Here is a 25677-nt window from a genome sequence, read left to right as displayed (position 1 = left end):
AGGCTTTTTTTAACAAAGGTTGTGTTTACGCAATTTTGTGGCCATAGTGTAACACTTACCCACTAACCAATGTAAAGACTTTGTAAAAAAATTTTTGAGGTTTTTATGAAAGAGCAACAGCAAATACCTTTTTTTTCCCTTGAGCAACAAACAAAGCAATTGAGCCCAAAGCTAACACAGGCTATCTTGCGCGTGCTAAATTTGCAGCAATTCATCGGCGGAGCAAGTGTTGCAACGTTTGAAAAACAATTTGCTCACTATCTAAAAACAACTCATGCGATATCGGTTAACTCTGGTACTGACGCACTCTGGCTTGCACTCAAAGCGCTGGACATTAAAAAAAATGACATTGTTTTGACCACACCTTTTTCCTTTATTGCGTCAAGTAGCGAAATTGTCGCTCATGGTGCGCATCCCGTTTTTATCGACATTGACACACGCACCTTTAATATGGACCCAGCACTGATGCGTAACTGGCTTGAGCAAAATGCTGTCATAAACAATGGCCAAGCACAACATAAAAAAACTGGCTTACCCATTGTTGGCTTGTTAACTGTTGATCTGTTTGGTCAATGCGCTGACTACGCTCAACTAAAGGCCATTGCACAAGAATGGAACTTGTGGACGATTGAGGATTGTGCTCAAAGTGTTGGCGCTCATATTGATGGAAAAATGGCTGGAACTTTTGGTGATATTGGCACGTTTTCATTTTACCCAACCAAAAACTTGGGTGCTATTGGCGACGGTGGCTGTTGCATTACCGACAACCCAGAACTTGCACAAAAAATTTTACAACTCAAAAATCATGGTCGCACCTCACACTACAACTACGAAATGCTTGGAATAAATAGCCGACTTGATGGGCTGCAAGCCGCAGCACTGAGCATCAAGCTTGAGCAGCTTGACCGATACAACAATGCGCGTCGTACTATTGCCGACCGCTACAACCGAGCGTTTAAAGCTATTGCAAGCATCACCATTCCTGAGCAAGTAACCGGACATCACGTCTACCATCAATACTGCATCCAAATAAACCCAACATCTGGTCTGACACGTGACCAATTTGCAGCTGAACTTAAGCAGCGTGGTGTTGGGACCTGTGTCTATTATCCAAAGGCGCTTTGTGACATTGCTTTCCTGACAAAACGGCCTGAACTTTCAACTGACTGCAGCAAGGCACAGACGGCAGCAGAAAATATTTTAGCGTTGCCCGTTTGGCCGGAGTTGGAAACTAATCAGGTGAATGCAATTATTGAGGCAGTATGTGCGGTTGCCCAGCAATCAAACATCGTAAAACAAGAATCTGCTTGCGCTGTTACTGCTGAATAGGGAATATACAAGTTCTAGATCCCCGATCGGAGTCGGGGATGACGAGGATGGAAATCAACAACGCTCAACACGTTGTAAGCCTTGTCATCCCGGCCCACGAGCCGGGATCTATGTTGAAAAAAATGACCTTTAAAAATTGGTGACATTACGCACCAACATTTTGTTGAAGCGTAAATAATCAAAAGAGGCAGCAAGGCCTAAAAAACAACGTCCTACTAAAAACAAAAAAAGGAGCAAAATGTTTTCAGTAAAAAGAAGTATTACAACACTTTCTCTTGCAGTATTAACATTATCAGGGGCAAACGCACTGTACGCGAATCAAAAAACTGAATTGGAACCCATTATGGAAAAAAAAGGTTTTTTAATAGCCATTGAAGGCATTGATGGTAGTGGTAAAACAACACTTTCAACAAAGCTTGCCCAAGCACTTGAGCAGCAAGGCATTACAACGCTTGTAACCAAGGAGCCTGGAGGTAGTAAGCTGGGCAAAGAAATTCGCGAAATTGTTCACACCCAAAAAGATCTTGTTTGCGACAAGGCAGAATTTTTACTTTTTGCAGCAGACCGAGCGCAACATTTTCACGAAGAAGTAATGCCAGCTCTTGAGCAAGGCACCGTTGTTATTTCTGATCGTCTTTCAGACTCGTCACTCGCTTACCAAGGCTTTGGACGAGGCCTTGATTGCCAAATCATTGCTACCATTAATACGTGGGCAATGAACGAACGCAAGCCCGACTTGGTACTCTATGTAAAAATAGACATTGAAACAGCCATAAAAAGAATTACTCAAAGAAATTTAAAGCTCACCTCATTTGAGCAAGAAAAAAGAGAGTTTTGGGAAAAAGTATCAAATGGATTTGACCAGCTTTTTGCTGATCGCACCGAAGTAGTCGTCATTGACGGCAGTCTGGCCCCCGATGATGTCTGCCAGCAAGCAGTACACCAAACACTTGCAAAATTAAATATGAGCAGCGCATACTCAAAAAAGACATGAACCATTCGCAATATTTAAAAAAAACGCTACAATAAAGAGTATCGTAAAAATTTAGAAAAAAAATAATTCTTATTTGGAAGGTGTAACTGTGGCAAGACTTGATCAGCTCATCGAACAAACGTCATTTCTTTTGGATATGCAAAAAAAATCTCAAAATGAGTGTTCAGGTATTTTTAAAGACCTTCTAGCTGTCATTGAACAGAAATTGCAAGACACTCGCCTTGAAGAAAAAGATCGTGAAGTTTTAGAGCGCGTCAACGACATTGTCTCAGGCCAAGCACAAAAACTCTTTGAAGAAACAAGTGACGACATTGACTTTCTTAATGAACAATTCAACGCACTTCGTCAGGTTAAAGAACTTGAAGCTAAAGACCCTGAGCAGGCTAAAGAAGTCTTGTCCATGATGATCGAAGATCCAGATCAACTTGAACTACAAGACACCGAAGAATTTAAGAAGAGTCTTATTGATGAAGCGCAAAGCTCACGTGAAAATTTACTCATCGCATCAAGTGATATTAAGGAAGCATTACTAGAAAACAACGCTGAAGAAGTCCTTGCAATTCTTGAATCCATGGTTCTTGACCAAGAAGCAGAAGATTTCAGCCATGACTTTGATGACCTAGAGGAAGACTTTGAAGACGCACCAGGCAGAGTTTCTATGCAACAGGCGACGGCTGACACATCCATGTGTGGTGACTGCAAAGGTTGTGGTACCGGTGATGGATGCGGAGCAGGAGCTTGTGGATCTGGCTGTGATGGCGTTGACATCTTTGAAGAACTTTCAAAGTATGAGCAAGATTATCTGGATAATGAACAAGAAGAATCTGAAACAAAAAATTAGACTATCAGCATGAGCGATAAAAAAATTAAACGTGTTACCATCTTACCCGGATGCATCAGCTGCGGAACCTGCGAAGAAATTTGCCCAGATGTTTTTGAGGTTAAAGACACTGCTCATGTTAAAGATGACGGCGACCTTGAACAGAATGCAGAACTTGTACGAGAAGCAGCTGACATTTGTCCTGTTCAAGTTATCGCTGTTGAAGAAGAGGAGTAAAAAAACAACGTATGGGAAGTTACTCGAATTCTCAATCCACCGTACGCAATACGTGCGCACAAGAACAAGCAATATTTAACAAAATAAAAAAAACATACTCAGACAACAACAGTGTCATACATGTCAGCCAGCTCTTACGTTGTGCCTACGAAAAATATCCCACCAACACTGCTTTAATCTCCACAGAAAAAACTATAAACTACACAGAACTTTACTTTCGAGCAGGCCTACTCTGCGACAAACTTTCAGCCCTCGGTATTCAAGCACGCGATCATGTTATTTTGTATTATGAAAATGCCTTAGAGTTTTATGTTGCCTACTTTGCCGTCTGGCAGCTTAATGCGGTTATTGTTCCACTCAATACTTTTTTACATCAACACGAGCTTGACTACATTATTACCGATGCTGCACCTAAGGCGATTATTGCCTCTCCCTCGCTTTTAAAGACTGTTGAGTCGGTGCAAGAGTTACGTCAACAACGTAACGAGAAAAAATTTCCACTCGTACTCAGCTCTGAAATTTTTGATTGGCAAACCCCAGTTCCTGAAAAGATTAACTTTACTCCTGCGTGTGATGGAAAAGGTTACGAGCTTGCAACACTGCTTTACACGTCTGGCACTACCGGCGCCGCAAAAGGTGTTATGATTAGCTCAGACAACGCCATGATCAATGCAATGCAGGGTTATGCTCGCTTTGTGCTGATGGGGATGACTGATAAAGAACGTTTTTTCTGCGTCCTGCCACTCTTTCATGTGTTTGCACAAAATACCTGCATGTGGCTACCTATTATGACTGGGTCTGCTGTCATCGTTGTCAGCAAGGTTGATCGTAAGCTTATTATGGACAATCTTGAGCAACATAAACCAACGCTATTTTTTGGTGTACCAAGCTTGTACGGGTTGCTATGCTTGATGCGCAATGCAAACTTTGACAGCGTCAAGGTATTTGTTTCAGGGGCAGATATGCTGCCCGACAAAATCCGTGCAGCTTTTGCACTCGTCTACGGCAGAAAAATTCGTGCCGGCTATGGTTTGAGCGAAGCATCACCGGTCGTTGCTGTTCATCACGTCAATCAAGAACAACCAACGTATGTTGTCGGACAACCACTCGTTGGTATTGAATGTCAAATTCGTGATAAAGATGGCAATGTCTTGCCGCCAGGCACTGTGGGTTCATTTTGGCTTCGTGGTGAAAATATTATGATGGGGTACTATAAAGCTCCAGAACAAACAGCAAAAGTCTTACAAGATGGATGGCTTGACACCGGCGACCTTGCATCATTGGACCAAGAAGGTAATATCGCAATCAGGGGACGAGACAAGGACCTTATCATTCACAAAGGTTTCAACATTTATCCTGCTGAAATCGAAAACGTTTTGCTTAAACACCCTGCTGTTTTTAAAGCGGCAGTCATTGGCAAATCAGATCAGGCTAATGGCCAAGTACCAGTTGCATTTGTTGCCATCAAACCTGACGCTGCCTTTACGGAGCAAAATCTTAGAGCCTTGTGTGCTAACCACCTTGCTTCTTATAAAATTCCTCGGTCATTTATTGTTCAACAAGATCTTCCGTTAAACGCTACAGGCAAAATTGACAAAAAAAAGCTTACGCAAACATTTTCCACTTAATATAAAGGAGTAAGGAAATATTATGACTATGTTTGCAAAATTTCTTATATTTTTTGTGTCACTATGCTTTGCCGCGCTGTTCGCTTTTCTAGAAACAGCATTCACAGCTTTGCGGCTATTTAAGCTCAAAGAGCTTGAAGCCACTGTTGCAAAGTACAAGACACTTTTTGTCTCGTGGGAAAAAAATCCTCAGCGCATCTTGATTACCATTTTGATTGCCAACAACTTTGCACACGTCCTGACATCCGTTGTGCTTTCAGAGATCATGGAAAGCATGCTTGGCACCTGGGGTCTTGCTGTTGGTGTTGCTTTTGCAACCGTCATGATTTTGGTCTTTGGTGAAATTATTCCCAAAAGCTTTGCCAAGACTCATCATGAACGTCTTTTTGCATCGTTCCTTTGGCTTATCAACGTTTTGTACCATGTGCTCTACCCTTTTGTTACCATCCTACTCAAAATTGCAGACTTCTTTTTCTCTAAGGTCAGTGGTCCACACATTTTAGAAAAAACAGACATCGTCTCTGAAAAAGAAATTGAATTCTTAATCGATTACAGCGATGAAAAAGGGCTGATGAAGGCAGAAAAAACTGAAATGTTGCAAAACATTTTTAGCCTTGAACAAACGGCAGTCAAAGAAATTATCATCCCTAAAAATGAAATGAAGCTACTTGACGCCGATACAACGCTTGAAAAGGCTTTAGAGATTTTTTACCAATCACGCTTTTCTCGTTTGCCTATTTACGTCAACGATGAAGACAACATTATTGGTATCATTCACCAAAAAGATATTTTTGACTTGCTTTATCAAGGCAAGAAAAAAAGCCTAAAAGAACTTGCACGCCCAATTATCTTTATTCCTGAAACACAAAAAATAAATCAAACACTCAGCCAGTTTTTGAAAAACCGTCTGCACATGGGTATTATTATCGATGAATACGGCAACATCTCGGGACTGATCACCCTTGAAGATATCATCGAAGAAATTGTGGGCGATATTACCGACGAACACGAAAAAGTCACCGAACAGATTATTTCTATCGACCAAGGCGGTTGGATAATTGACGCCGGCATTAGCCTTGAAAAAGTTGAAGACCTTCTTGACATCAAAGTTGAAAGTGAAGATTCTGTTACGCTTGCCGGCTTCATGACCGAGATGCTTCAGCATCTACCTAAAAAAGGCGAGCGCGTCATCTACAAAGGGTATTGTTTTCAAATTCAGCAAGCAACATCACGTCGTGTATACCAAGTGCTTGTTTTTGAACAAAAAGACGAGCCTGAAAAAACTACAGAAAACGAAGAAGAGTAGTCAAATTTTTTGTGCATGGTATGCTGGTTTGCAAAAACCAGAAGGGAGTAGTATGCACAAAAAATACTGCAGCGCATTCGCGTTGTATCTTTTGTCTTTTTGTATGTTCGCATCCATAGAGGCCAAACAGGTAAAAAAAGACCATGAAATTTTTGATAAATGGATAAAGCATCAGCAAGTCTTTTCTGATCGCAATCTTACCGATATGAGCTCTGCTTTGGATAGTAGCTATATTGGCCGAGTCAATACATTGTGGGTCAGTAACTATCAACACCTACATCCACTACGCGAGCAACTTGGCAAAGTAACTGATGGGCTTATTAATGCAGGTGGCATTGAAAAAACAACAATTCCCGAAAGCACAAAAAATAGCCTAAAAAGATTCTACAGCGTGCTAGAAAACAATCCAGCAATGCTTTCTGAACTTTTAAATGAATACGGCTTTAACTCGCCCCAGATTAATGACAAAGAAGCACTACTTGCTAGAACAGACAATCATTATAACGATGTTATCGACAAATACGCCACATTCATGCAACTTCTATTTGCTCATACTGATCAGTTTGTAGAGCAGGAGTATCAATTTGCCGTTGCAAACAGGTTATTTGAGTACTGCTTTTATCCTGAAACATTTGACACATACTGCAACATGGCATTTGATCATACGCACCACCCATTCATGCGCTTATTAAATTCTATTGTATGGAAAAACCTGGTTGGTACCGGTTGGCGACAATGGCACAAAAGTACACTCGACAGACTTTTAAAAGAAAGCAAAACTGGTAAAAAAATTGTTTATATTGCCGGCGGCAATGACATCCGAGCACTGCTTGAGCACGGCATCTATAATATGACAATCATCGATCCGTTTTTGCCTTCGCAAGAACGCTATTACACTGGAGACTACGAGTGGTTTGTAAAAAACAGCACCAACAACGACGGCATTGATGACGAACTCCACATAGAGTTTGCCAACAAAAAAATTAAACTCGTACGTAAAAGTTTTCAGGAGTCTGAGCAAATCTACCACCTTACGCTAAGTACAGGCAAAGACTTTGTTTTTAAGGGTAGTACAACTGTATGGACCATCTATGAGAACAACAACCTAGCTGGCGTCTGCACATTTAAACGACGTCTGGCACTGCCTGAAGATTTTGTCAGTGACCAAAAAACAGCTGTGCTCATGTCATATGATGAAGCGTGCTACGCAGCGCTATCAAAAATGGTGGGCGGTTGGGATATCGATCCAACCGACCTTGATGACAACTTTGTTATGCATGTAAAACAGCTTCGCAAGCCAATTGGAAAGCAAGTTTTACAAAACTTACGTTTTGCCGAACTGCTCAATCTTTTCGTGCTACAGTTTATTCGTTTAGCCACCACACCATACTAAAAAAAAGGAAAATCCTATGTTTAAAAAAATAGCATTTGTTATAGCTCTTGCTTTTACCCATCAACTGCAAGCCGAACATAACGGTACACAAACCAAATCTGCAGATGATTTTTTTAAACGCTGGAGTTCGTGGAAAAAAGCATTTCCAGAACAGGCACTAACAGATATCAAATCAAAACTGAATCAAGACTTTGTCAATGTACACAATGCAATTATCGCTGAACATGGTGACAGCCTGGCACCACTCATCCCACTCATTAATCACTTACACAATACAAATCATAAAACAGCAAAACCAACTCATATGACCCGCATGACTGAAAGCTGCAAAAAGCGTTTCAATAAAGTGTACGACCTGCTTGAGCAAGATACTGCAGGTTTTTTGGCTCATCTAGACGAAATAGGTCTGACCAAGGCTGTTAACGAAAGCTCACTTGCCAGCGCAAAATCAACAGAACATATCAGCGCCTACACAAACTTTTTAAAACTTCTTTTTTCACTCAAAGACAAAGACGAGAGCGACTGCTACCTATTTAACGCAGCAAACAGTTTTTTTGAGTATTGCTTTGTTGATCATTGGGACCAATGTAAAAGTATGTTTTTTGAAAAACAAAGCTACCCGCTGCTTAAATTTTTGTATGCAAACATGTGGCTGTTCTTGGCTGGAAGCGGCTGGCGGAATTGGCACCAAAATACACTTGATAACCTCGCAACACAGGCTCAAAAAGGAAAAGAAATTATTTACATTGCCGGCGGTGGCGATTGGGACATGCTGGTAAAACATTTAGCTGAGCAAGACATTCCTTTCAACATTACGATTATTGATCCACAACTACCAACGCAACCGTTGTACTATCCCTTTGATTGGGAATGGATCATTGCTAGCAGTGCTGACGATGGCGGCATTGGTGACGAAATTGTTTATCCAATCAATGAGAATAAAACCATTACATTAGTCCGCAGCAACTTCCAAGAAGGCGGATTCTTTCACGCACATGTGAGCAACGGTGAAATGATACCGGTTGTATCAAGCAAAACGACCTGGAATGCGGTAGACCAAAGCGGAAAACAGGTAGGTACACTTACACTTGACCGTCGTTTTTGCACACAAAAAGATTTTGAAGCTGGCAACGACAAGGCAATACTCATATCATTTAATGAACTCTACTTCATTACCTTGACTGAGTATCTGGGTGGTTGGAAAATTGAAACGAGCAAGTTTGACACTGACACAAATCTTTTTGTCAAGCAACTACGCAAACCACTCAACAAAGAAACATTAAAGAACTTAACACAGGCAAATTTGTACTCTTACTCTGATTTTCAATTCATTGCCCTTGGAACATGTGTTAACTAAAAACTTGTTATAAAGTAATAAAAAAGGCCCCTCAAAATTGAGGGGCCTTTTTTATTACACGTTCATTAATTCTTTTGCTCGATCAAGTATGCTCTCAAGCGTCTGACCAAATTCTTGTTTACCATCGGTGTGGCGTAGGGTTACCGTGTTTTGCTCTACCTCTTTTTTACCGATAACAAGCATCCACGGCACTTTATCAACCTGCGCTCTACGCACTTGTGCTGAAATCTGATCACCAGACCTGTCAAGCTCGGCTCGAATACCAGCAGCTCTTAACTTTTTACAAACCGCTTGGGCATACTCGACTTGTTGATCGGTGATAGTCAAAACTCGTACCTGAAGCGGTGACAACCAAAATGGCAAGTGACCTTTATAATGCTCAAGCAAAATACCCATAAAGCGCTCAACCGAACCCAACAACGCTCGGTGGATAATGACCGGCTTTTTACGAGATTGGTCTGAGTCAATATATTCAAGTTCAAAGTTATCTGCTTGTACAAAGTCAACCTGAATGGTTCCACATTGCCATTCACGCCCCATGGCATCATGAATCTTCATCTCAATTTTTGGACCATAAAAAGCACCCTCGCCCTCCTGCACTTTGTAGTCCATGCCACTCTTTTCAAGAGCACCTTTTAATGCATTGGTTGCCTTTTCCCAAACCTCGTCTGAACCAATATACTTTTCTGGACGGGTTGATACAGCCATATCAACTTTTTTAAACTCGAATGTTTCATAGATCTTTTTCGACAATTCAATCAACTGTTTGATCTCTTCTTCAATTTGATCTGGCATACAATAAATGTGAGCATCATCAATAGTAAAACCTCTGACCCGAAACAAACCATGCATCACACCGGATAACTCATAACGATTAACAAATCCAAACTCTGAAAGACGCAGTGGAAGCTCTCGATATGAATGAGGGCGTTCTTTGTACAGCAAAATTGACCCCGGGCAGTTCATTGGCCGTACACAAAAGTTTTCTTCATCAACCTGAGTAAAATACATGTGGTCTTTGTAATTATCGTAGTGTCCTGATGTTTTCCAAAGCTGCTCGTTCATAATCTGCGGTGTTGCGATTTCTTGATAATCCCGCTCGATCAAAAGCTTTCGCAAGAACCCAACAAGCTCACGATAAATCGTCAAGCCCTTGTGGTGGAAAAATGGAAGTCCCGGAGCAACGTCGTGGAAAGAAAACAAATCAAGCTGCTTACCCAAACGACGATGGTCGTACAACTGAGCTTCCTCAACACGTTTAAGATAATCGTCTAAGTCCTGCTTTGTTGCAAAGGCCACACCACTAATGCGTTGTAGTGCGATACCGTCGCGGTCACCTCGCCAGTAGGCACCGGAAATAGCAGTTAACTTAAAATTTTTAATCTGGCCAATTGAGTCAACGTGCCCACCCTTACACAAGTCATAAAATTCACCCTGCCAGTACACACCGACAGTGTCATCTTCAACAATGTCGATTATCTCTTGTTTAAATTGGTTATCTTTAAAATAAGGCCGTGCTTGCTCTTTTGGAATTTGCTTACCGGTAATTTTATAGTCACGCTTGACCAGTTCACGCATTTTTTCTTCAATACGAGGCAAGTCATCTTCTTTGAAATTTTTTGACGGCAAAAAATCGTAAAAAAATCCGTGTTCTGTAACTGGGCCGATAGTCAACTTAGTGTCTGGATAAAGCTCTAAAACCGCTTGAGCTAACAAGTGCGCTGCAGAATGGCGCAAATTATGTAGGTACTCTTTATCATCCATACTAAAGCCCTTTATTAAGAGAGTTTCTTTTTAGTAAACAATGCACATAATGTGCTACAAGACCAATTGCTAAGACACCCACAAATGGTATGACGTAGACAAAGCCTGAATTATAAAGTCCATCAATACAAACGTATCCAACAACGCCACAGCTAAGCAAAGCAAGCAGACCATAGCTTGTTCGATGCAACGTTAAAAAGGAAATAGTACTTAAAAGATACGCTATAATGACGCCAAAATCACTCATGGTAATCAGATAGTAACTTTTTCTACCAAAATAAAGCAAAAAGATAATCAACAGCGACTGTGCTAACACGCAAACCCATGGTACATCATTGCGTGTTTTTCTTTTTAAAAAGTCCGAAAATAAAATTGTATCTTCCTGGGCCATGGCATATAAGTTCCAGTTGTTGTAATAAAACATCCCATAAAAACCGGCTAAAAATGATGCCAACATTGCTACATTGATCAGTGAGTTACCCCATGTGATAATGGCTTGATTGGTTGTCATTTTACCCAACAACTCAAGAAACGGATTAATCTTAACCGCACCATGAATACCAAGTAAAACAACCTGAAGAAGACAGTAGATCGCCATGATTATTGCAAATGAAATGAAAATAACCCGCGCAGCACTTTTTCTGCCATTCTCAATCTTATCAATAACCGCGCAGCAAGCCTCTATCCCTATATATGAAAATAAAACAATCGGCAAAGACCTAAAAAATCCAGGCCACGCCACAGGTGCAGAAATAATGTTCTCAAACTTAAATAGAAATGGTACAGAAAGCAACGCAATACACATAGGGGTAATTTTTACTAGCGTAAGCGCAACCTGAATACGTGTTAAAAACTCAATATTAAACAAATTAAAGATGGTAAACAAAACAACCAGCGCAATATCAAAATTGATACCAGACATGCCATAGGTAGCAAGCGCTGGCTTTGCTCCTTCAATCTTTTGAAACGCTTTTGAAAAGGCATGAATTACTGCTGCATTCCCTGCAAGCGTTCCAATAAAATATCCCCAACCACTAATAAACCCCCAAAACTCTCCCAAACACTTTTGTGGATACACATACAAACCACCAGCTTCAGGATAGCGCATGGCAAGGGTCGCAAAAACAACAATCAAAGGGAAAAGCAGCATTCCACACGATAGCCAAGAAAGCGGCGCAAGAAAACCACTAGCCATCGTTATTTTTTGCACACTCATATAAAATGCGCTACCAATAACAATGTTAACGTTAATCAAAATCGCTGCCCAAACGGGCAGCTTACCCTGTTTTACCACGGTAAAACCTTTCTAGGCGGTTTGATTTTTTGTCTGTGTCTTGTAAAGGAGCAAACCAAGAATCAGCCCAACAACCATCGGTGAGACATACAAAGGATTATCACTAATTCTGACCCAGCTGTAATACACCATGACCACGCAACTGGCAAGTGCTAACAAGCTAAGGACAATGCTCCCATAATATCTGCGTCGACAACATTCCACTAAAACAGCCAAAGCATGCAAAAAGTAAGCACCACAAATACCAAGACTGGTGAGTACCATCATGATATCTGGTTTTGCTATCAAAGTCACCATCCCAAACATGATCAATGCATGCAACCACACTAGTCGGTACGGCCTATGAGCTCGGTTGGTTACACCAAAAAATGAATGCGCCGGTAACAACTTATTTGAAATGAGTGTTTGCAGATTTGTTACATTTGTCAAAATCAAACCATATTCAGCATTGAGCAGTGTGAATAAAATCATAAACGAGATAAAACTTTGCATAAAACTGGTCATTGGTGCTGACAAACCCAAAAATTTTGGAAATGCCGATACGCCATAGTCCATCAGTCCGGGAGCACCCATGATCCCAAGAAGTCCAAAATGAAACAAGGTGTAGATAACCACAGACATGGCAAACGCGGTAAAAATTGCTCGTGATGCTTGTTGCACACCACCCTTCATGAGATGGCTAATGTTGCAGCAGATCTCTATGCCAAAAAATGCAAAGATTATAAACGGTATCGTGTAACGAATGCCTACAATATCTTGAGGGGTAATTGAAATTCCGGTATAAGGAAAAAAAGGAATCAAGGCAATCACAAAAAGCAGGGGTAAAATTTTAATTACCGTTCCAATGCTCTGTATTTTACTAATGGCACCAAGCCCAAACAAATTGAGCGAGGAAAACAGTAAAATTATGCCTGCAGCAGTCAGTGTTGGATAATCATTTGCAATCCAAAATGCACCGTACTGCATAAGTTCATCACGAATAACAATAGTTATAACGCTTGCTGTTGACATGTAGCCTAACAAGTAAGACCATGCCGCCAAAAAGCCTGCAGTCTGACCAAGACTTTGGCCGCAATACTGATAAAAACCACCTTCACCGTCAAACAAGCTGCCGGCATAGGCGAATGCCCACACGAGTGGAAGCAAGACAAGCCCTAAACAAAGCCATCCAAGAAAACTTGCTGGTCCTGCAAACGTTGCCATTTTTGATGGGCTGATAAAAATTCCAGCACCAAAAATAATATTGAGTGTCATCAAAACGCCACCCCAAAAGGATATCGTTGTATGTTTCTTCATGGAAAAATCCTCTGATTTTTTGAATTACAAAGTGCAAACACTGCACACCCTCCCCTTCAACAACAATTTGTGCAGTATAACGGATTGCTCGCCATCAGACAAGCTCAAACAGGATTGACAATTTGGCTTTAATTAAACATGCGCTGATCAAACAGGTGTCATTTGACATACAAAGTGCTCCTAGAGTGCCTTGCAAAATATATACTGTGTGGTAGCATGTGTTATTGTATATGCGCATGGAGAAGGTAAAAGTTCAATTTTATAACCAAGGTAACGGTATTTATGAAGTATAAAAATAGTTTGATTTCGAAAACCGTGTTGATGGCTCTTCCATTTGTCATTCTTGCTGGTTGCGACTGGTGTGGTTGCAAGAAAAGTGACTCCGCAAAGCCTGTAGAAAAAACGCAAGAAATCATTGAGGAAGACACAGACAAAGCTGTACAAGAAGTAGCAGATAACAGCAAACCGCTCTGCAGCATTGACGGAAGAGCGGTCATTACCGAAAATGAATTTAACAATAGCTTAACCCAGATGGTCCAAGCAAACCCATACTTTCGTGGGGCCAGCGCCGACTCACTGCCGGTTATGATCAAACGTCGCTTTTTTGACGAACTCGTTAAGCAAGAAGTTATTGTTGCCCATGGCATCAAAAACGAAATTGACAAACGTGAAGAGTTCATCAAGGCCTACAATGAAACCAAAAAACTTTTGAAACGCTCACTGTACGTCCAATTTTTTGAAAAAGGCATCTTCGATAGCGTTTCGGTTTCAGAAAAAGACGTAGAAAAGTACTACAACGAAAATAAAAATCGATTTGTCAAAGTTGCAGGTGGAACGCTTGTAGAGGGCATCAAGTTTGACGATGAAAAGCAAGCAGATGAATTCCTGGCTAAAGCGAAAACAAACGTTGTAGATTTCAAAAAACTTGCAACCAACACCAATGAAGCAAACTTTAAAGATTTTGGCCGCATCAGCAAAAACAATAACAAAGAATTTGGCTTTGATGGCACACCTGAAGCAGTTAAAGAACATGTCTTTAACAAAATGAGTAAGCTTCCTGGCGTTGATAAAGTTAAGGCGGGTAAAGAGTTCTGGGTTGTTAAAGCATCAGACAAAAAAGATGCCGAGTACTTCCAACTAGCAGAAATTAAACAGCAAGTTGAAGGAATTCTGAAAAACAATACCTTCCGCGAAGAACTTGATAAGAATCTCAAGCAAGTACAAAATAACTTTAAAGTAAACATCAACGAAGACTTCTTTGGCGAGCAAGAAAAAATGGAAGCTGCACAGCAACAAGCGCTGAACGAAATCAGCGAACAAGAAGCTATCGCAACCGCAGCATAAGAAAACAGAATTAAAAGACTCTGAGTAAAAAAGGCGCGCAGGTAAAAAGCGCGCCTTTTTTTAAAGCATCAAAAAAACAATAAAAAGGCTTTTCTATGAAAAAATGGATCATCCCTTGCAGCGCACTTATACTCTTCACCCTTACGGCTGAAACTCCTTTGCATCAAAATATTGAATGTACAGATCCTATCAAAACAAAAAAGCCACTCCCCCAAAAAACAAAGACCCCTAAGAAAAAAGAAGAAACTAAACCAAAAAAACGATGGACCGTTGACCGCATCGTTGCACGTGTTAACGGCGTCAACATCCTGCAATCAGACCTTGATCAGCCCCGTATTGCAAAAGAAGGCGACAAATACTCTATCGATGAAGCTATCATGGAAGAGTTAATGCTTGAAAAAGCAAAAGATATGCATGTTCTGCCGACTAACAACGACATTGAACGCCAGTTTATTGCCTTCAAAATTCAGAACGGCTTTTCATCTATGACCGATGAAGAATTTGAAAAACAGCTGCTAGAAAGTGGGTTCTCTCTCAGAACATACAAACACCAGCTTGGTCGAATGATGGCTACCGAAAACATCAAGCGAGCTGAAATTATGAGCAAAATATTTATTACCAAACAAGATGTTGAAAAATATTACAGCCAAAACCCTGAGTACGAGCAAGAGCGCTATAATCTTAAAGTTGCCACACTGACAGCCGAAGAGCTTAAAAATAAAGACCAACTCATTAAAGAAGAAAAGATCTCATTCAACGATTTAGGTTGGGTTGATAAAAGTGATGTTAACCAACGATTTGAAAGTATTTTTTCTCTTGAGCCAAAAAATTATAGTCAGGCTTTTCACATCGATGACAAATACCAAATTTTATACCTAGTTGATAAAACTCCTGCACGCCTAAAAACACTTGATGAACGCTACAGTGAAATTGAGCGTTCTTTACAAAATGAACGCAAGATGAGCTTTCTTCAGACACTTGAAAATGATCTAAAAAAAAGAGCGACCATCGTTATTTTATAAAATACTTTTTCCAAACCCTCCACTTACCACAATCACCTGTGCTAGGCTCGCATCAGTGAATAGATAGTAACGAACGCAGGCAAATGTGGTGAGCCATGAAAAAGTCATTTGTTTTCTTAGTTTCATTCATCGGGCTCTTACAACCGCAAGCTTTTGCTATGATGTCGGTACGCGACTTGGCTGACCTGCCAGACCTACACAAAATTGCTCAGCTCCCCAGTAGGCTCAATTCATTTATTGAAAGCAGCATAGAAGAGGCAGTCAAAAATGGTACAAACTTAAATGAAGTTGATAGCTTAGGCCAAACGGCGCTACATTACGCAGTACGCTGTTGCAACGTACATATGGTCAACATGCTGACAAAACAAGAAGCGATTAAAAATAATATCGACCTGGAAGACAAGACCAAGCACACGGCCCTCTTTTATGCCCTCCAAGCTTTGCAAAAAAACAACAACATAGAGGAGAAACGAGCCATAGTAGACTCACTCCTTGATGCTGGAGCAATACTCAACAATGAATGGCTAGGATTTGTACAAGATCAAACAACCAAAGCACACATTATCAAAAAACAAGCCTCTCTTCATCCATAACGTTTAAAAAAATACGACTAGAGTAAAAAATTATACCTATACTTTTTTTGTGATATGCTTTGTCCAATAAAAAATAACAAACAGTTTTTTTACTGAAAGGACAAAGTTATGCTTACCCCCCTCAAAAACGTAACGTTCTATACAATCGTTTTCTGTAGTTTAACGATTCCAGCACACCCAGCGCGCATGAACAAAGAAGAAGCATACGAAAAAGCAGAGCACCAGGCGCAATCAGCAGCGCGCGGCGCTGCAATTATTTCCGGTGTTGGCTTGGGGATCAGTTCTGCAGCTGCAACCTACGGCCTGCTACAACTTGATACCTTTGATAAAATTGAGCTTACCAAATCAGAAGGGGCAAAAGTTATAACCTCACTGCTTACAGGCCTTGCTGTGGGTACAGGCTCTGGTGTTTTAACAAAAAATTTGGTTTATTCGTCTGCATTTGCTAGCACACTCGAAGACCTACTTTCACAGCTTCCGCCGGCATGTTTTAGCAGAACATCAAGCCGCATTGCAAACATTGCAGCAGACTCACTACTTGAACGTACATTTGAGCAACCAAGCTCACTCATCAGCCATATCAACGGACGATTTTGCTCAAACTGGCCACTCATTAAGGGTCGAGAGCACCTTGCAAGCTTAAAACAACAACTTGAAAGTTGTAAAAATTCACTCAGCAACATAGCCCATGATGCGGCACCATATGATGAATACCAGCACTTAATCGAAAAATGCAATGAGCTACGTCCCCAGGTTATTGTCATGCTTGATAGCATTGATCAAATGGTCAATCTAGTCATGCAACACCCTGAGTATACCCAGCAAAATCTCGCATACCAAGCTCACTTAGAGGCCGAGCGTCAGCGCCAGCTACAACGCGAAATGCTTGAAAAGCAGCAGCGACATGAACGCGAGATGGAACGTCAACGCCAACTAGCCCAACAACAAGCGCAACAAAGTGCCCTCGCACACGATGCATACCAACGAGAAAAAGATCGCCAACAAACACATCCAGTTATTGTTACAACACCTGTAACGCCGGCTCCTGTTATCAACATTCAAACTCAGCCAATTACCCCCCTAGTTCAACCAGCTCAGGTACCACAAACTCCCGTACAGACAATAACACAACCAGCACCCAAGCCTGTTCAGCCAACAGCGTCACTGACCAACACTCAACCGCTTGCTAATTTCGCTGACCAAGAATGTGCTATTTGCCTTGAGGACTACAAGGCGGGCGACCAACTTGATGTGCTTAGTTGTGGTGGCAAGCATACCTATCATTCAGACTGCATTAATGAATGGATATGCAGCGGACATAACACCTGCCCACTTTGTCAGGCACAAAATATAACGATTGCTAACCAAGTCATTATTTCGTAGGACTTAGCAACTGTCTCTATCGCAACTATTTTTTTCACAGATCCCGGCCTATGAGCCGGGATCTCTTTTTTGAAACTACTTCCACACAAACCTCTACGTTACCCACCCAAATAGCACTACTACAAACACTATCCAACACCCAAAATCATAAAGTATCGACACAAAGGCGAAATCAAGACAGTGCCACCCTAAAAACAGCTCCCGCTCGTCGTTTGCACTACTTATAAACATATGGTAAATTAATTACAGATGTAAAATAAGCCATGTCTATTTTGCATTAAAATAGACATTTTAAGGTAACCCAACTAAAATATGGAGGTTTTTATTATGGTTACACGTTCACATAAAGCGCTAGTTTTGGCTATCGCACTTATCGGTTCAATTGGTAGCAGTTTTGCCGGTGACAAGCTCACTTTACCAAAAAAAGCAATACACTCTAAGACGGTAGACGCTACAAGCAAAAAGCTGAAGAACTGGGGAACAGGAATCATTGGATTGGGCCTTGGGCTAGCTTCTATGTATACTGCTAACAAATACTTACCAGGAACATTACTTCATTATACAGGTTCAATTTTGCCAGGCCTTATAGTAGGCGGATTAAGCGGTGCAGGATCATACTATCGTTGTAATCAACTATGGAACTATATTGCCGAACTCAAAAACTCTCAGCTCTGGTTTAAAACGGGCTTGACAGAAGAGATGGTTGATCAAGTCAATCCAACGAAAGAAGTCGACTCTGATGATATTAATACAACAGTTAAAGCCCTTGACAAATTAACAAAGGGAAATGCTAGCCTAGAAGAAGCAGAAAAACACTCTGAGCATATCGATGCAACACTCAAAGCACTTTACAATGTTAAAAGAAAAATGGGTTATTACAATATCTCTGATTTAACTGCCGAGACTATTGATAAGCTCATTACTAATGCTCAAGCAATTAAGGATATGCAAAAAATTACGATCAACACAAGTTCGTAATACATACACCTAGCAACCTCACCCTAAAACAAAAAAATGGGGCCACATAGTGTGGCCCCATTTTTCTTTTTGAAAATGTTGAATGAGATCATCGGCTCAAGTCCATAGGATGACAATTTTTAAAGCCGAGAATGTTTTTAAATAAACGCTATTTTTTCTGAGGCGTCACCCTCGATCGGGGTCGGAGATCTACAGATTGATCCAAAATAATGCGACACTTGGCTTTGCCATTTTTCTCTGCTATTCTGGCAAAGAACTTGTTTTTACCCAAAACAAAGAGAGAAAGGATGGACAAACCAATTGTCATTGTCGTGGGAACGCGGCCAGAGGCCCTTAAACTAATCCCGCTCTACTGCGCTTTGCAAAAAGCGCAGCTACCCGTTCTTCTCTGTGCTACTTTTCAACACACTACCTTACTACAGCAAGTTTTTGATCTCTTTTCTATCACCCCAGACATCAACCTTAATATCATGCAACACGACCAATCGCTGCATTATCTGACTCAAGCCATCATTGAAAAAATGGGCACCCTCTTCAAGCTTCATGATCCATCGCTGCTCATCGTCCAAGGTGACACTACAACAGCATTTGCTTCTGCTTTAGCCACTTTTTACAAAGCAATCCCAATCGCCCACGTTGAGGCAGGACTGCGCAGTGGCAAAATCAACAATCCATTTCCCGAAGAAATGAACCGTGTCATGATCGGTAAAATTGCAACATACCATTTTGCACCAACAAACCTTAATGTCGCAAACCTTCTCAATGAAGGAATTAGCCGAGACCATATTTTTCTAACTGGCAACACTATCGTTGACACGCTTCTGATGATTTGTGACAAAATCAAGCGAGACGAACTCTCTATTGATGCGCCCATTAAAGCGCATGTTGCCATGTGCAAAAAACTCAACAAAAAACTTATTTTAATGACGCTGCATCGACGTGAAAACTTTGATGGCAAACTTGTAGGCATGCTTGAGGCTGTCAAAGAATTTGCCCAACGTTATGACGATGTGAACATCATTTTTCCTGCACACCTTAACCCCAATGTGCAAAAAGCACTCAAAACCTCAATGGTTGACCTGGTAGCAAATATTACAACAATACCCCCCGTCGCGTATAAAGAGCTTGTCTACATTTTACAACATGCACACTGGGTTATCACTGACTCTGGGGGCATTCAAGAGGAGGCAGTCAGTCTAGGCAAGCCACTACTTGTGCTCCGTAATGAAACCGAACGACCAGAACTTTTGTGGGAAAATGCAGGACGTCTAACCGGAACAAATAAAACAAAAATTTTACAGGATCTTGAAACCATACATACACAGGATACTATAAACGTAGCCCGTAACACCTATGGTGATGGACATGCATGCCAAAGAATTACTTCCATCATAAAAAATATTATACTGGAATCTGCTCCACAAAAAAATTACACTGAGCAGAATATAAAGCCCTTACCACAACGTGAAAATACGCATTTTTTGAGTAACCATTAACCTCTCATGACAGGAGGGAATACTTTCATGAAACGAATATCTATTGTCGGCCTAGGATACATCGGACTGCCAACAGCAATCATGGTCGCACAAGCAGGCTTTGAAGTTCTTGGTTTTGACATCGATAGAGACAAAGTCAATCACATCAATGAGGGTATCCCTACTATTTTTGAACCAGAAGTAGCAGAGCGACTTCTTAACACACTACAGAAAAAAAGCTTTAAAGCTTTCCATGATCTGCAGTACGCTGACTGTTTTGTCATAGCCGTACCAACACCATTTAAGGACAACAAGCAAGCTGACCTGTCGTATGTTTTCCAGGCCGCGGAAATGGTTGGCAAACGCCTCATGCCAGGTAATTTGATTATTTTGGAATCGACCGTTCCGGTTGGCACAACCGAACGGCTTGCAGCATATCTTGAAGAAATTTCAGGCCTTAAGCTTGGCATCAACTTTTTTGTTGCGTATTGCCCAGAACGAGTATTACCAAGCAATATCTTCAAAGAGGTTGTCGGTAACGACCGTGTTATTGGCGGCATGTGCCAACGCTCATGCGAACTTGCCCAGAGCTTTTACGAAAAATTTGTCAAAGGATTTTTACACGTTACTGACGACAAAACAGCCGAAATGGTCAAGTTGGTTGAAAACAGTTCCCGCGATGTGCAAATTGCATTTGCCAATCAAGTTGATGCAATGTGTCGTCAGGCGGGCATTGATCCATACTATGTCATTGAACTTGCAAACAAGCATCCTCGTGTCAACATCCTATCGCCAACCTGCGGTGTTGGTGGGCATTGCATAGCTGTGGATCCGTGGTTTTTGATTGAAACCTTTCCACAGCAAACTGAACTGCTCAGGCTGGCACGCACACTCAATGCCCAAAAGCCGGTCAGCATTATTGAAAAAACACTACGTGAGGTTAAAAAGCTCAGGTCACTCGGAAGTGAGAAAGTACGTGTTCTCACGCTCGGGTTAACATTCAAGCCCGACGTTGATGACGTACGCGAATCACCCGCACTACAAATAACGCAAGCACTAAATCTACACAAAGATAGCATCTCACTACAAACATACGACCCACTCCTTTCAAAGGATTACACCACCAAACTTGGCTTTAGCGCAGCTACTGATCTTTTTAGTGCTGTTGAATGGGCCGATATTGTCATTATTTTAGTTAAGCATAAGTCTTTCTTGCTTATGCCTAAGAATATTTTTGACGACAAGATTGTTATAGACACTTGTGGACTTATGCATGCATTGATCAGTAAACAAACACAAAAATCACATGAAGCTGAAAGTGAAGCTTCATTTAAATCAGCTACATCAAGCATGTAGATTGGCAGAGCATGAAGCAGATTGTTTTACAAAAAGGCAAGCCAACTGTAGCAGATCTTGCCGAGCCAGTGTGTGGCCCACATGAAATTTTAGTTAAAGTCTTATTTTCATTTGTCAGCAGCGGCACTGAACTTGCCACAATCAATGCGTCTAAAACATCTCTTCTATCAAAAGCCATAAACAACGTAGCGCAAAGTGCACATAAACTTTCAGGAGCCATCAAAGAACATGGCGTTGGTGGCACGGTTGCTCTCGTTAAAGAGAAAATGCATACCGTCATGCCTATTGGCTATTCATGCTCAGGGCAAGTCATTGGAGTGGGCAGTAAAATTGAAAATTTTATGGTAGGTGACTATGTTGCCTGTGCTGGAGCAGGTTTTGCAAGCCATGCACAAATTGTTAGCGTACCAGAAAATCTTGCGTGCAAAGTATCTGACTCCACCACCCTCAGACAGGCAAGCATTACAACAATAGGCGCCATTGCTCTGCAAGGAATACGCCGAGCAAATTTGCAGCTTGGGCAGAAAGTATGCGTTATTGGGCTTGGACTACTTGGGCAACTAACTGCGCAGCTAGCACAACAGGCTGGATGTGATGTCATCGGTGTTGATATTCAGCAAGCGCGGCTTGAACAAGCAAGTCAACTTGGAATCGGTCGCACCATCAACTCAAGCACGCACGATCTAGCAAAAGAAATTGCCTGGGCTACCAATCATCATGGTGTTGACTGCACAATTATCACTGCGTCAGCCCCATTTGGTAGTATCATTGATAATGCCATGCACATCACTCGACGCAAGGGAACAGTTGTCCTGGTCGGTGACGTAAAGCTTGACTTTGACCGTGAGCAATTTTACACCAAAGAAATTGATTTTCTTATTTCCTGCTCATACGGACCTGGACGATACGATCCATCATATGAACTCGAAAGCAACGATTATCCTTACGCCTATGTTCGGTGGACCGAAAACCGCAATATGCAATTAATCGTCTCAATGATTGAACGTGAAAAACTCAAAATTGATCCGCTTATTAGCGGGCAATATACGCTTGATAGCGTTGAAAAAGCTTATCAAAGCTTAAATGAAAATAATGCACTTGGCATAGTATTTGAGTATCCAAATGATTTCATACCCGCACACAAGACTACTGCTTGCACACAAGGAAAACCTCGCATTTATGTTGCTCCACCCAGCACACTCAACGTTGCCTGCGTAGGGGTCGGCGGCTTTGCCAAAACAAAATTATTACCCTTGCTTGCTAGCATGCCAAAAACTTCAATTCAAGCAATTGTTGACGTCAATAGCACACATGCTCTAACAATGAAAAATGTTTATAACGCAGCCTACACAGACAATGACATTGCAAGAATAATCGCTGATGAGCAAATACACGCTGTTGTTATTGCAACACCACACTACCTGCACACCCAACAGGCACTCCGCCTGCTTGGCGCAGGCAAAGCAGTGTTTGTGGAAAAACCAGCTGCGGTAAACCAGGAGCAACTTGTCGCCCTTGAATCATTTTTTCAAACAACGCTTGATGCACCCTACTGCGTTGATTTTAACCGAAGCTATGCTCCATTTATGCAAACAGTAAAACAGGAGCTGGCAACTCGCAGCAACCCGCTTATGCTTTACTACCGCATGAACGTCAATTTTTTGCCCAAAACACACTGGATCCAGTCTGAGCAAAATCGCGGCAATATCATTGGAGAAGCGTGCCACATTTTTGATTTATTCAACTTTTTAACCGATGCTCGGCCTAAAACAGTTTCCGTTCAAATTACACAACCACGTGGTAACTCAATTGCCATAACAGACAACGTCAGTGCAACAGTGCACATGAGTGATGGCTCTTGCTGCACGCTTATCTACACGTGCTTGGGCAACAGCAGTGCCGGAAAAGAATATATGGAATTGTATTTTGATGGCAAAACAATCATCATGAACGATTTTGTCAAACTATCTGGATTTGGCACTTCACGTTCATGCAACACATCGGCAATACGGGCCGACAAAGGACACAAACAGTTATTGCAAGCATTTTTTACAACAGCACATACATGGCCTGCACCACTCCCTATCCCAATTGAACGAATTTTGGACACAACGCGCGTAAGTCTTGCCGTTGATCAGCTTGCTCGCCAAGGTGGCGGCACCATTACTTTTGAGACAGAATCGCTATAATTTCTTTCAGCTCCTGCTATCTTCTTCTAAAATGTTTTTCCAACTCAGCCTTTTCAAGTGACCATATTGTTGGACGTCCATGAATACATTGATGTCGGTTTGGACACTGTTCAAGCTCACTCAGCAGACGTTTCATCTGATCAAACGTCAAACGATCACCAGCTTTTACAGCGGCTTTACACGCCATATGTGAATGAACGTGTTCGTGCAATTTTTTACGCAACTCCTCCTGCCCAAGCTCTTCATGCTCTTGCGCAAACTGACCGACTTCACGAATAAACTCTTTTAAGTCAATTTTTTGTAGGTCTGGAGGACATGTCTTGATACTCAAGGTATTTTGCCCAAGTCGCTCAAGCTCAATACCATGCGTAGCAAAAAACGCTTGCTCTGCAAGGACACAGTCAAGCTGTGGCGAGGTCAAATTTACCATATGGGGGAAAAGTAATGCAGTCCCTTCTCGCTTTTCAAACTTACCCTTCCATCGTTCATACAACACACGTTCATGAGCTGCATGTTGATCAACAACAAGCAACTGATTATCTTTCTCGATCAAAATATATGTATTAAAAAGTTGCCCAATAATATTGTATTCTTGCTCTATAGGCTGGGCACAGTGACTTTGATACATCTTGCTGGTACTAATTCGCTCATCCCCGCCTGCACTTACACTTGTTTGAAAGTTATCTTCAGTCTGCCTATATTGTAAAAAAGCTTTAGGCACTTGTGGCTGAGCAACATACTCATGTAGAAAGTCTGGCTTACTTGGTTTGATGGGCGGAATTCTTATTAACGACTGGTCCAATGATTCATGCACAAGTTTTTCACTCTGCTCTCTTTGCTTAAAGGGCATCATGGGCTGTACGTTAGTTGTCGGCTGCAGCTGTCTGCTCACATCAACTTCTAACGTTTTCTTTACTGCATCACGTAAGGCATTTTGTACAACAAGTGGCTTTACAAAGCGTACTTCTTCTTTTTTAGGGTGCACATTAACATCAATCAAACCTTGGTCAACATCAACAAAAATGAATCCTGCTGGATACTTTCCTGCTGGTAAAATATTTTCATACCCCTTTAAGATTCCCTTCACCAATTCAGCATTTTTAACCCAACGATTGTTAACAAAGAAAAAAAGCTGCTGTTTTCCGTAACGCCAAAAATGCCGATTAGTTATCATGCCACGCAACATAAACTGGAAAGGACGCTTCACTTGTTGCTCACAGTCTATGGCAAGCTCAAGTAGCTGTGTAGCAAAATTATGATCCCATAACTGCGCTGCACGCTCTTTAAGGTTGGTGACAGCTGGAGCATTCACAACCAAACGATCTTCAGAAAAAAATTTGAATGAAACATCTAAACGAACAAGCGCATAGGCATAAAAAATAAGTTGCAGCTGAGAAAGCTCAGTCTGATCAGTTTTTAAAAATTTTTTGCGAACCGGTGTTGTGTAAAATAAATCATTAACAGCAATATCAGTACCCACAGAACATGCAACTTCCTGCTCATTTACTAGAACTCCGTTAGCATAATCAAGCTGAAGCCCCAAGGCTGTTTTTTTTTCCGAAGCCAATTTCGTTTTTATCCGCAACTTACTAACAGCACACACGCTGGCCAACGCTTCTCCACGAAATCCAAATGATGCTACATATTCAAGATCATCAAGCGTGGTAATTTTGCTTGTCGCATGTGTCACAACACTCAGTTTGGCATCATCGGCAGACATTCCACAGCCATCGTCTACAACACGAATAAGCTCTTTGCCTGCTTTTTTGACATGCAATTCAATATTTTTTGCCTGTGCGTCAAGGGAGTTTTCGATCAATTCTTTGACAATATTTGCAGGCCGCTCAATGACCTCACCTGCAGCAATCTTTGCCGCCTGCTCAGGGGCTAGTAGCTTTATTTTATTCATGAAAATTCAG

Annotated in this window: 20 protein-coding genes; 16 read left to right on the top strand and 4 right to left on the bottom strand. The window is 41.4% G+C overall.

Annotated elements, in window-relative coordinates:
- The first annotated feature begins 105 nt into the window (after window positions 1-105).
- The 8 genes from H6679_01880 (at window position 106) to H6679_01845 (ending at window position 9064) form a co-directional block, all read left to right on the top strand.
- Window positions 106-1329, top strand: a complete 1224-nt coding sequence (locus tag H6679_01880; GenBank protein MCB9493001.1) for a DegT/DnrJ/EryC1/StrS family aminotransferase — start codon at window positions 106-108, stop codon at window positions 1327-1329.
- Window positions 1330-1567: 238 nt separating this feature from the next.
- Window positions 1568-2323, top strand: coding sequence for a dTMP kinase (tmk, locus tag H6679_01875; GenBank protein ID MCB9493000.1), 756 nt, complete (start codon window positions 1568-1570; stop codon window positions 2321-2323).
- A gap of 88 nt (window positions 2324-2411) precedes the next feature.
- The gene (locus H6679_01870) at window positions 2412-3164 is read left to right on the top strand and encodes a hypothetical protein (protein ID MCB9492999.1); all 753 of its coding nucleotides are present in this window, start codon (window positions 2412-2414) and stop codon (window positions 3162-3164) included.
- 9 nt (window positions 3165-3173) lie between these two features.
- Window positions 3174-3380, top strand: coding sequence for a ferredoxin (locus H6679_01865; protein MCB9492998.1), 207 nt, complete (start codon window positions 3174-3176; stop codon window positions 3378-3380).
- Between the two features lie 11 nt (window positions 3381-3391).
- Window positions 3392-5008: an AMP-binding protein gene (locus H6679_01860; protein MCB9492997.1), complete on the top strand. Its 1617-nt coding sequence runs from the start codon at window positions 3392-3394 to the stop codon at window positions 5006-5008.
- A 22-nt stretch (window positions 5009-5030) separates the two neighbouring features.
- Window positions 5031-6314, top strand: a complete 1284-nt coding sequence (locus H6679_01855; protein MCB9492996.1) for an HlyC/CorC family transporter — start codon at window positions 5031-5033, stop codon at window positions 6312-6314.
- 52 nt (window positions 6315-6366) lie between these two features.
- Window positions 6367-7707 (top strand): hypothetical protein, encoded by a 1341-nt coding sequence (locus H6679_01850; GenBank protein ID MCB9492995.1) that lies wholly within the window; start codon window positions 6367-6369, stop codon window positions 7705-7707.
- A 16-nt stretch (window positions 7708-7723) separates the two neighbouring features.
- Entirely contained in the window at window positions 7724-9064 is a 1341-nt protein-coding gene (locus tag H6679_01845; protein ID MCB9492994.1) for a hypothetical protein, read from the top strand.
- Between the two features lie 54 nt (window positions 9065-9118).
- On the opposite strand, the gene thrS is transcribed toward H6679_01845, so the two are convergent.
- From thrS to H6679_01830, 3 genes are read right to left on the bottom strand one after another with little or no spacing between them, the layout of a single operon-like run.
- Window positions 9119-10828 (bottom strand): threonine--tRNA ligase, encoded by a 1710-nt coding sequence (gene thrS / locus H6679_01840; protein ID MCB9492993.1) that lies wholly within the window; start codon window positions 10826-10828, stop codon window positions 9119-9121.
- 1 nt (window position 10829) lies between these two features.
- On the bottom strand, window positions 10830-12122 hold the full coding sequence (locus H6679_01835; GenBank protein ID MCB9492992.1) for an APC family permease: 1293 nt from the start codon (window positions 12120-12122) through the stop codon (window positions 10830-10832).
- A 12-nt stretch (window positions 12123-12134) separates the two neighbouring features.
- Complete coding sequence (locus H6679_01830) at window positions 12135-13418, bottom strand: APC family permease (protein MCB9492991.1); 1284 nt, start codon at window positions 13416-13418, stop codon at window positions 12135-12137.
- A gap of 282 nt (window positions 13419-13700) precedes the next feature.
- Between H6679_01830 and H6679_01825 the strand changes: the two genes are divergently transcribed.
- The 8 genes from H6679_01825 (at window position 13701) to H6679_01790 (ending at window position 23758) form a co-directional block, all read left to right on the top strand.
- The gene (locus H6679_01825) at window positions 13701-14762 is read left to right on the top strand and encodes a peptidyl-prolyl cis-trans isomerase (protein ID MCB9492990.1); all 1062 of its coding nucleotides are present in this window, start codon (window positions 13701-13703) and stop codon (window positions 14760-14762) included.
- A gap of 95 nt (window positions 14763-14857) precedes the next feature.
- A complete protein-coding gene (locus H6679_01820) occupies window positions 14858-15784 on the top strand; it encodes a hypothetical protein (protein MCB9492989.1) in 927 nt (308 codons plus the stop codon).
- Between the two features lie 95 nt (window positions 15785-15879).
- A complete protein-coding gene (locus H6679_01815) occupies window positions 15880-16377 on the top strand; it encodes an ankyrin repeat domain-containing protein (protein ID MCB9492988.1) in 498 nt (165 codons plus the stop codon).
- Window positions 16378-16485: 108 nt separating this feature from the next.
- Entirely contained in the window at window positions 16486-17760 is a 1275-nt protein-coding gene (locus H6679_01810) for a hypothetical protein (protein MCB9492987.1), read from the top strand.
- Between the two features lie 327 nt (window positions 17761-18087).
- Window positions 18088-18738, top strand: coding sequence for a hypothetical protein (locus tag H6679_01805; GenBank protein MCB9492986.1), 651 nt, complete (start codon window positions 18088-18090; stop codon window positions 18736-18738).
- Window positions 18739-19025: 287 nt separating this feature from the next.
- The gene (gene wecB, locus H6679_01800; GenBank protein ID MCB9492985.1) at window positions 19026-20234 is read left to right on the top strand and encodes a UDP-N-acetylglucosamine 2-epimerase (non-hydrolyzing); all 1209 of its coding nucleotides are present in this window, start codon (window positions 19026-19028) and stop codon (window positions 20232-20234) included.
- 27 nt (window positions 20235-20261) lie between these two features.
- Window positions 20262-21569 carry a nucleotide sugar dehydrogenase gene (locus H6679_01795; GenBank protein MCB9492984.1) on the top strand — a complete coding sequence of 436 codons (1308 nt, stop codon included), beginning with the start codon at window positions 20262-20264 and terminating at the stop codon, window positions 21567-21569.
- Between the two features lie 11 nt (window positions 21570-21580).
- Complete coding sequence (locus H6679_01790; protein ID MCB9492983.1) at window positions 21581-23758, top strand: bi-domain-containing oxidoreductase; 2178 nt, start codon at window positions 21581-21583, stop codon at window positions 23756-23758.
- A 16-nt stretch (window positions 23759-23774) separates the two neighbouring features.
- Here H6679_01790 and mutL read toward each other — a convergent pair whose 3' ends face one another.
- Entirely contained in the window at window positions 23775-25667 is a 1893-nt protein-coding gene (gene mutL / locus H6679_01785; GenBank protein MCB9492982.1) for a DNA mismatch repair endonuclease MutL, read from the bottom strand.
- Window positions 25668-25677: the final 10 nt, after the last annotated feature.

The organism is Campylobacterota bacterium, assembly GCA_020633995.1.
Classification (GTDB): Bacteria; Babelota; Babeliae; order Babelales; family RVW-14; genus JACKCO01.
The sequence above is the reverse complement of the archived record's forward strand: the minus strand, read 5'-3'. Positions and strand labels throughout refer to the sequence as shown.

Bases quoted from the DNA above. Each gene is read 5' to 3' on its own strand.
- tmk (MCB9493000.1), top strand. From the start codon at position 1,568: ATGTTTTCAGTAAAAAGAAGTATTACAACACTTTCTCTTGCAGTATTA.
- H6679_01860 (MCB9492997.1), top strand. From the start codon at position 3,392: ATGGGAAGTTACTCGAATTCTCAATCCACCGTACGCAATACGTGCGCA.
- H6679_01790 (MCB9492983.1), top strand. From the start codon at position 21,581: ATGAAGCAGATTGTTTTACAAAAAGGCAAGCCAACTGTAGCAGATCTT.
- H6679_01795 (MCB9492984.1), top strand. From the start codon at position 20,262: ATGAAACGAATATCTATTGTCGGCCTAGGATACATCGGACTGCCAACA.
- H6679_01810 (MCB9492987.1), top strand. From the start codon at position 16,486: ATGCTTACCCCCCTCAAAAACGTAACGTTCTATACAATCGTTTTCTGT.
- mutL (MCB9492982.1), bottom strand. From the start codon at position 25,667: ATGAATAAAATAAAGCTACTAGCCCCTGAGCAGGCGGCAAAGATTGCT.
- H6679_01845 (MCB9492994.1), top strand. From the start codon at position 7,724: ATGTTTAAAAAAATAGCATTTGTTATAGCTCTTGCTTTTACCCATCAA.
- H6679_01805 (MCB9492986.1), top strand. From the start codon at position 18,088: ATGGTTACACGTTCACATAAAGCGCTAGTTTTGGCTATCGCACTTATC.
- H6679_01830 (MCB9492991.1), bottom strand. From the start codon at position 13,418: ATGAAGAAACATACAACGATATCCTTTTGGGGTGGCGTTTTGATGACA.
- H6679_01865 (MCB9492998.1), top strand. From the start codon at position 3,174: ATGAGCGATAAAAAAATTAAACGTGTTACCATCTTACCCGGATGCATC.
- H6679_01825 (MCB9492990.1), top strand. From the start codon at position 13,701: ATGAAGTATAAAAATAGTTTGATTTCGAAAACCGTGTTGATGGCTCTT.
- H6679_01850 (MCB9492995.1), top strand. From the start codon at position 6,367: ATGCACAAAAAATACTGCAGCGCATTCGCGTTGTATCTTTTGTCTTTT.
- thrS (MCB9492993.1), bottom strand. From the start codon at position 10,828: ATGGATGATAAAGAGTACCTACATAATTTGCGCCATTCTGCAGCGCAC.
- H6679_01855 (MCB9492996.1), top strand. From the start codon at position 5,031: ATGACTATGTTTGCAAAATTTCTTATATTTTTTGTGTCACTATGCTTT.
- H6679_01880 (MCB9493001.1), top strand. From the start codon at position 106: ATGAAAGAGCAACAGCAAATACCTTTTTTTTCCCTTGAGCAACAAACA.
- H6679_01815 (MCB9492988.1), top strand. From the start codon at position 15,880: ATGAAAAAGTCATTTGTTTTCTTAGTTTCATTCATCGGGCTCTTACAA.
- wecB (MCB9492985.1), top strand. From the start codon at position 19,026: ATGGACAAACCAATTGTCATTGTCGTGGGAACGCGGCCAGAGGCCCTT.
- H6679_01820 (MCB9492989.1), top strand. From the start codon at position 14,858: ATGAAAAAATGGATCATCCCTTGCAGCGCACTTATACTCTTCACCCTT.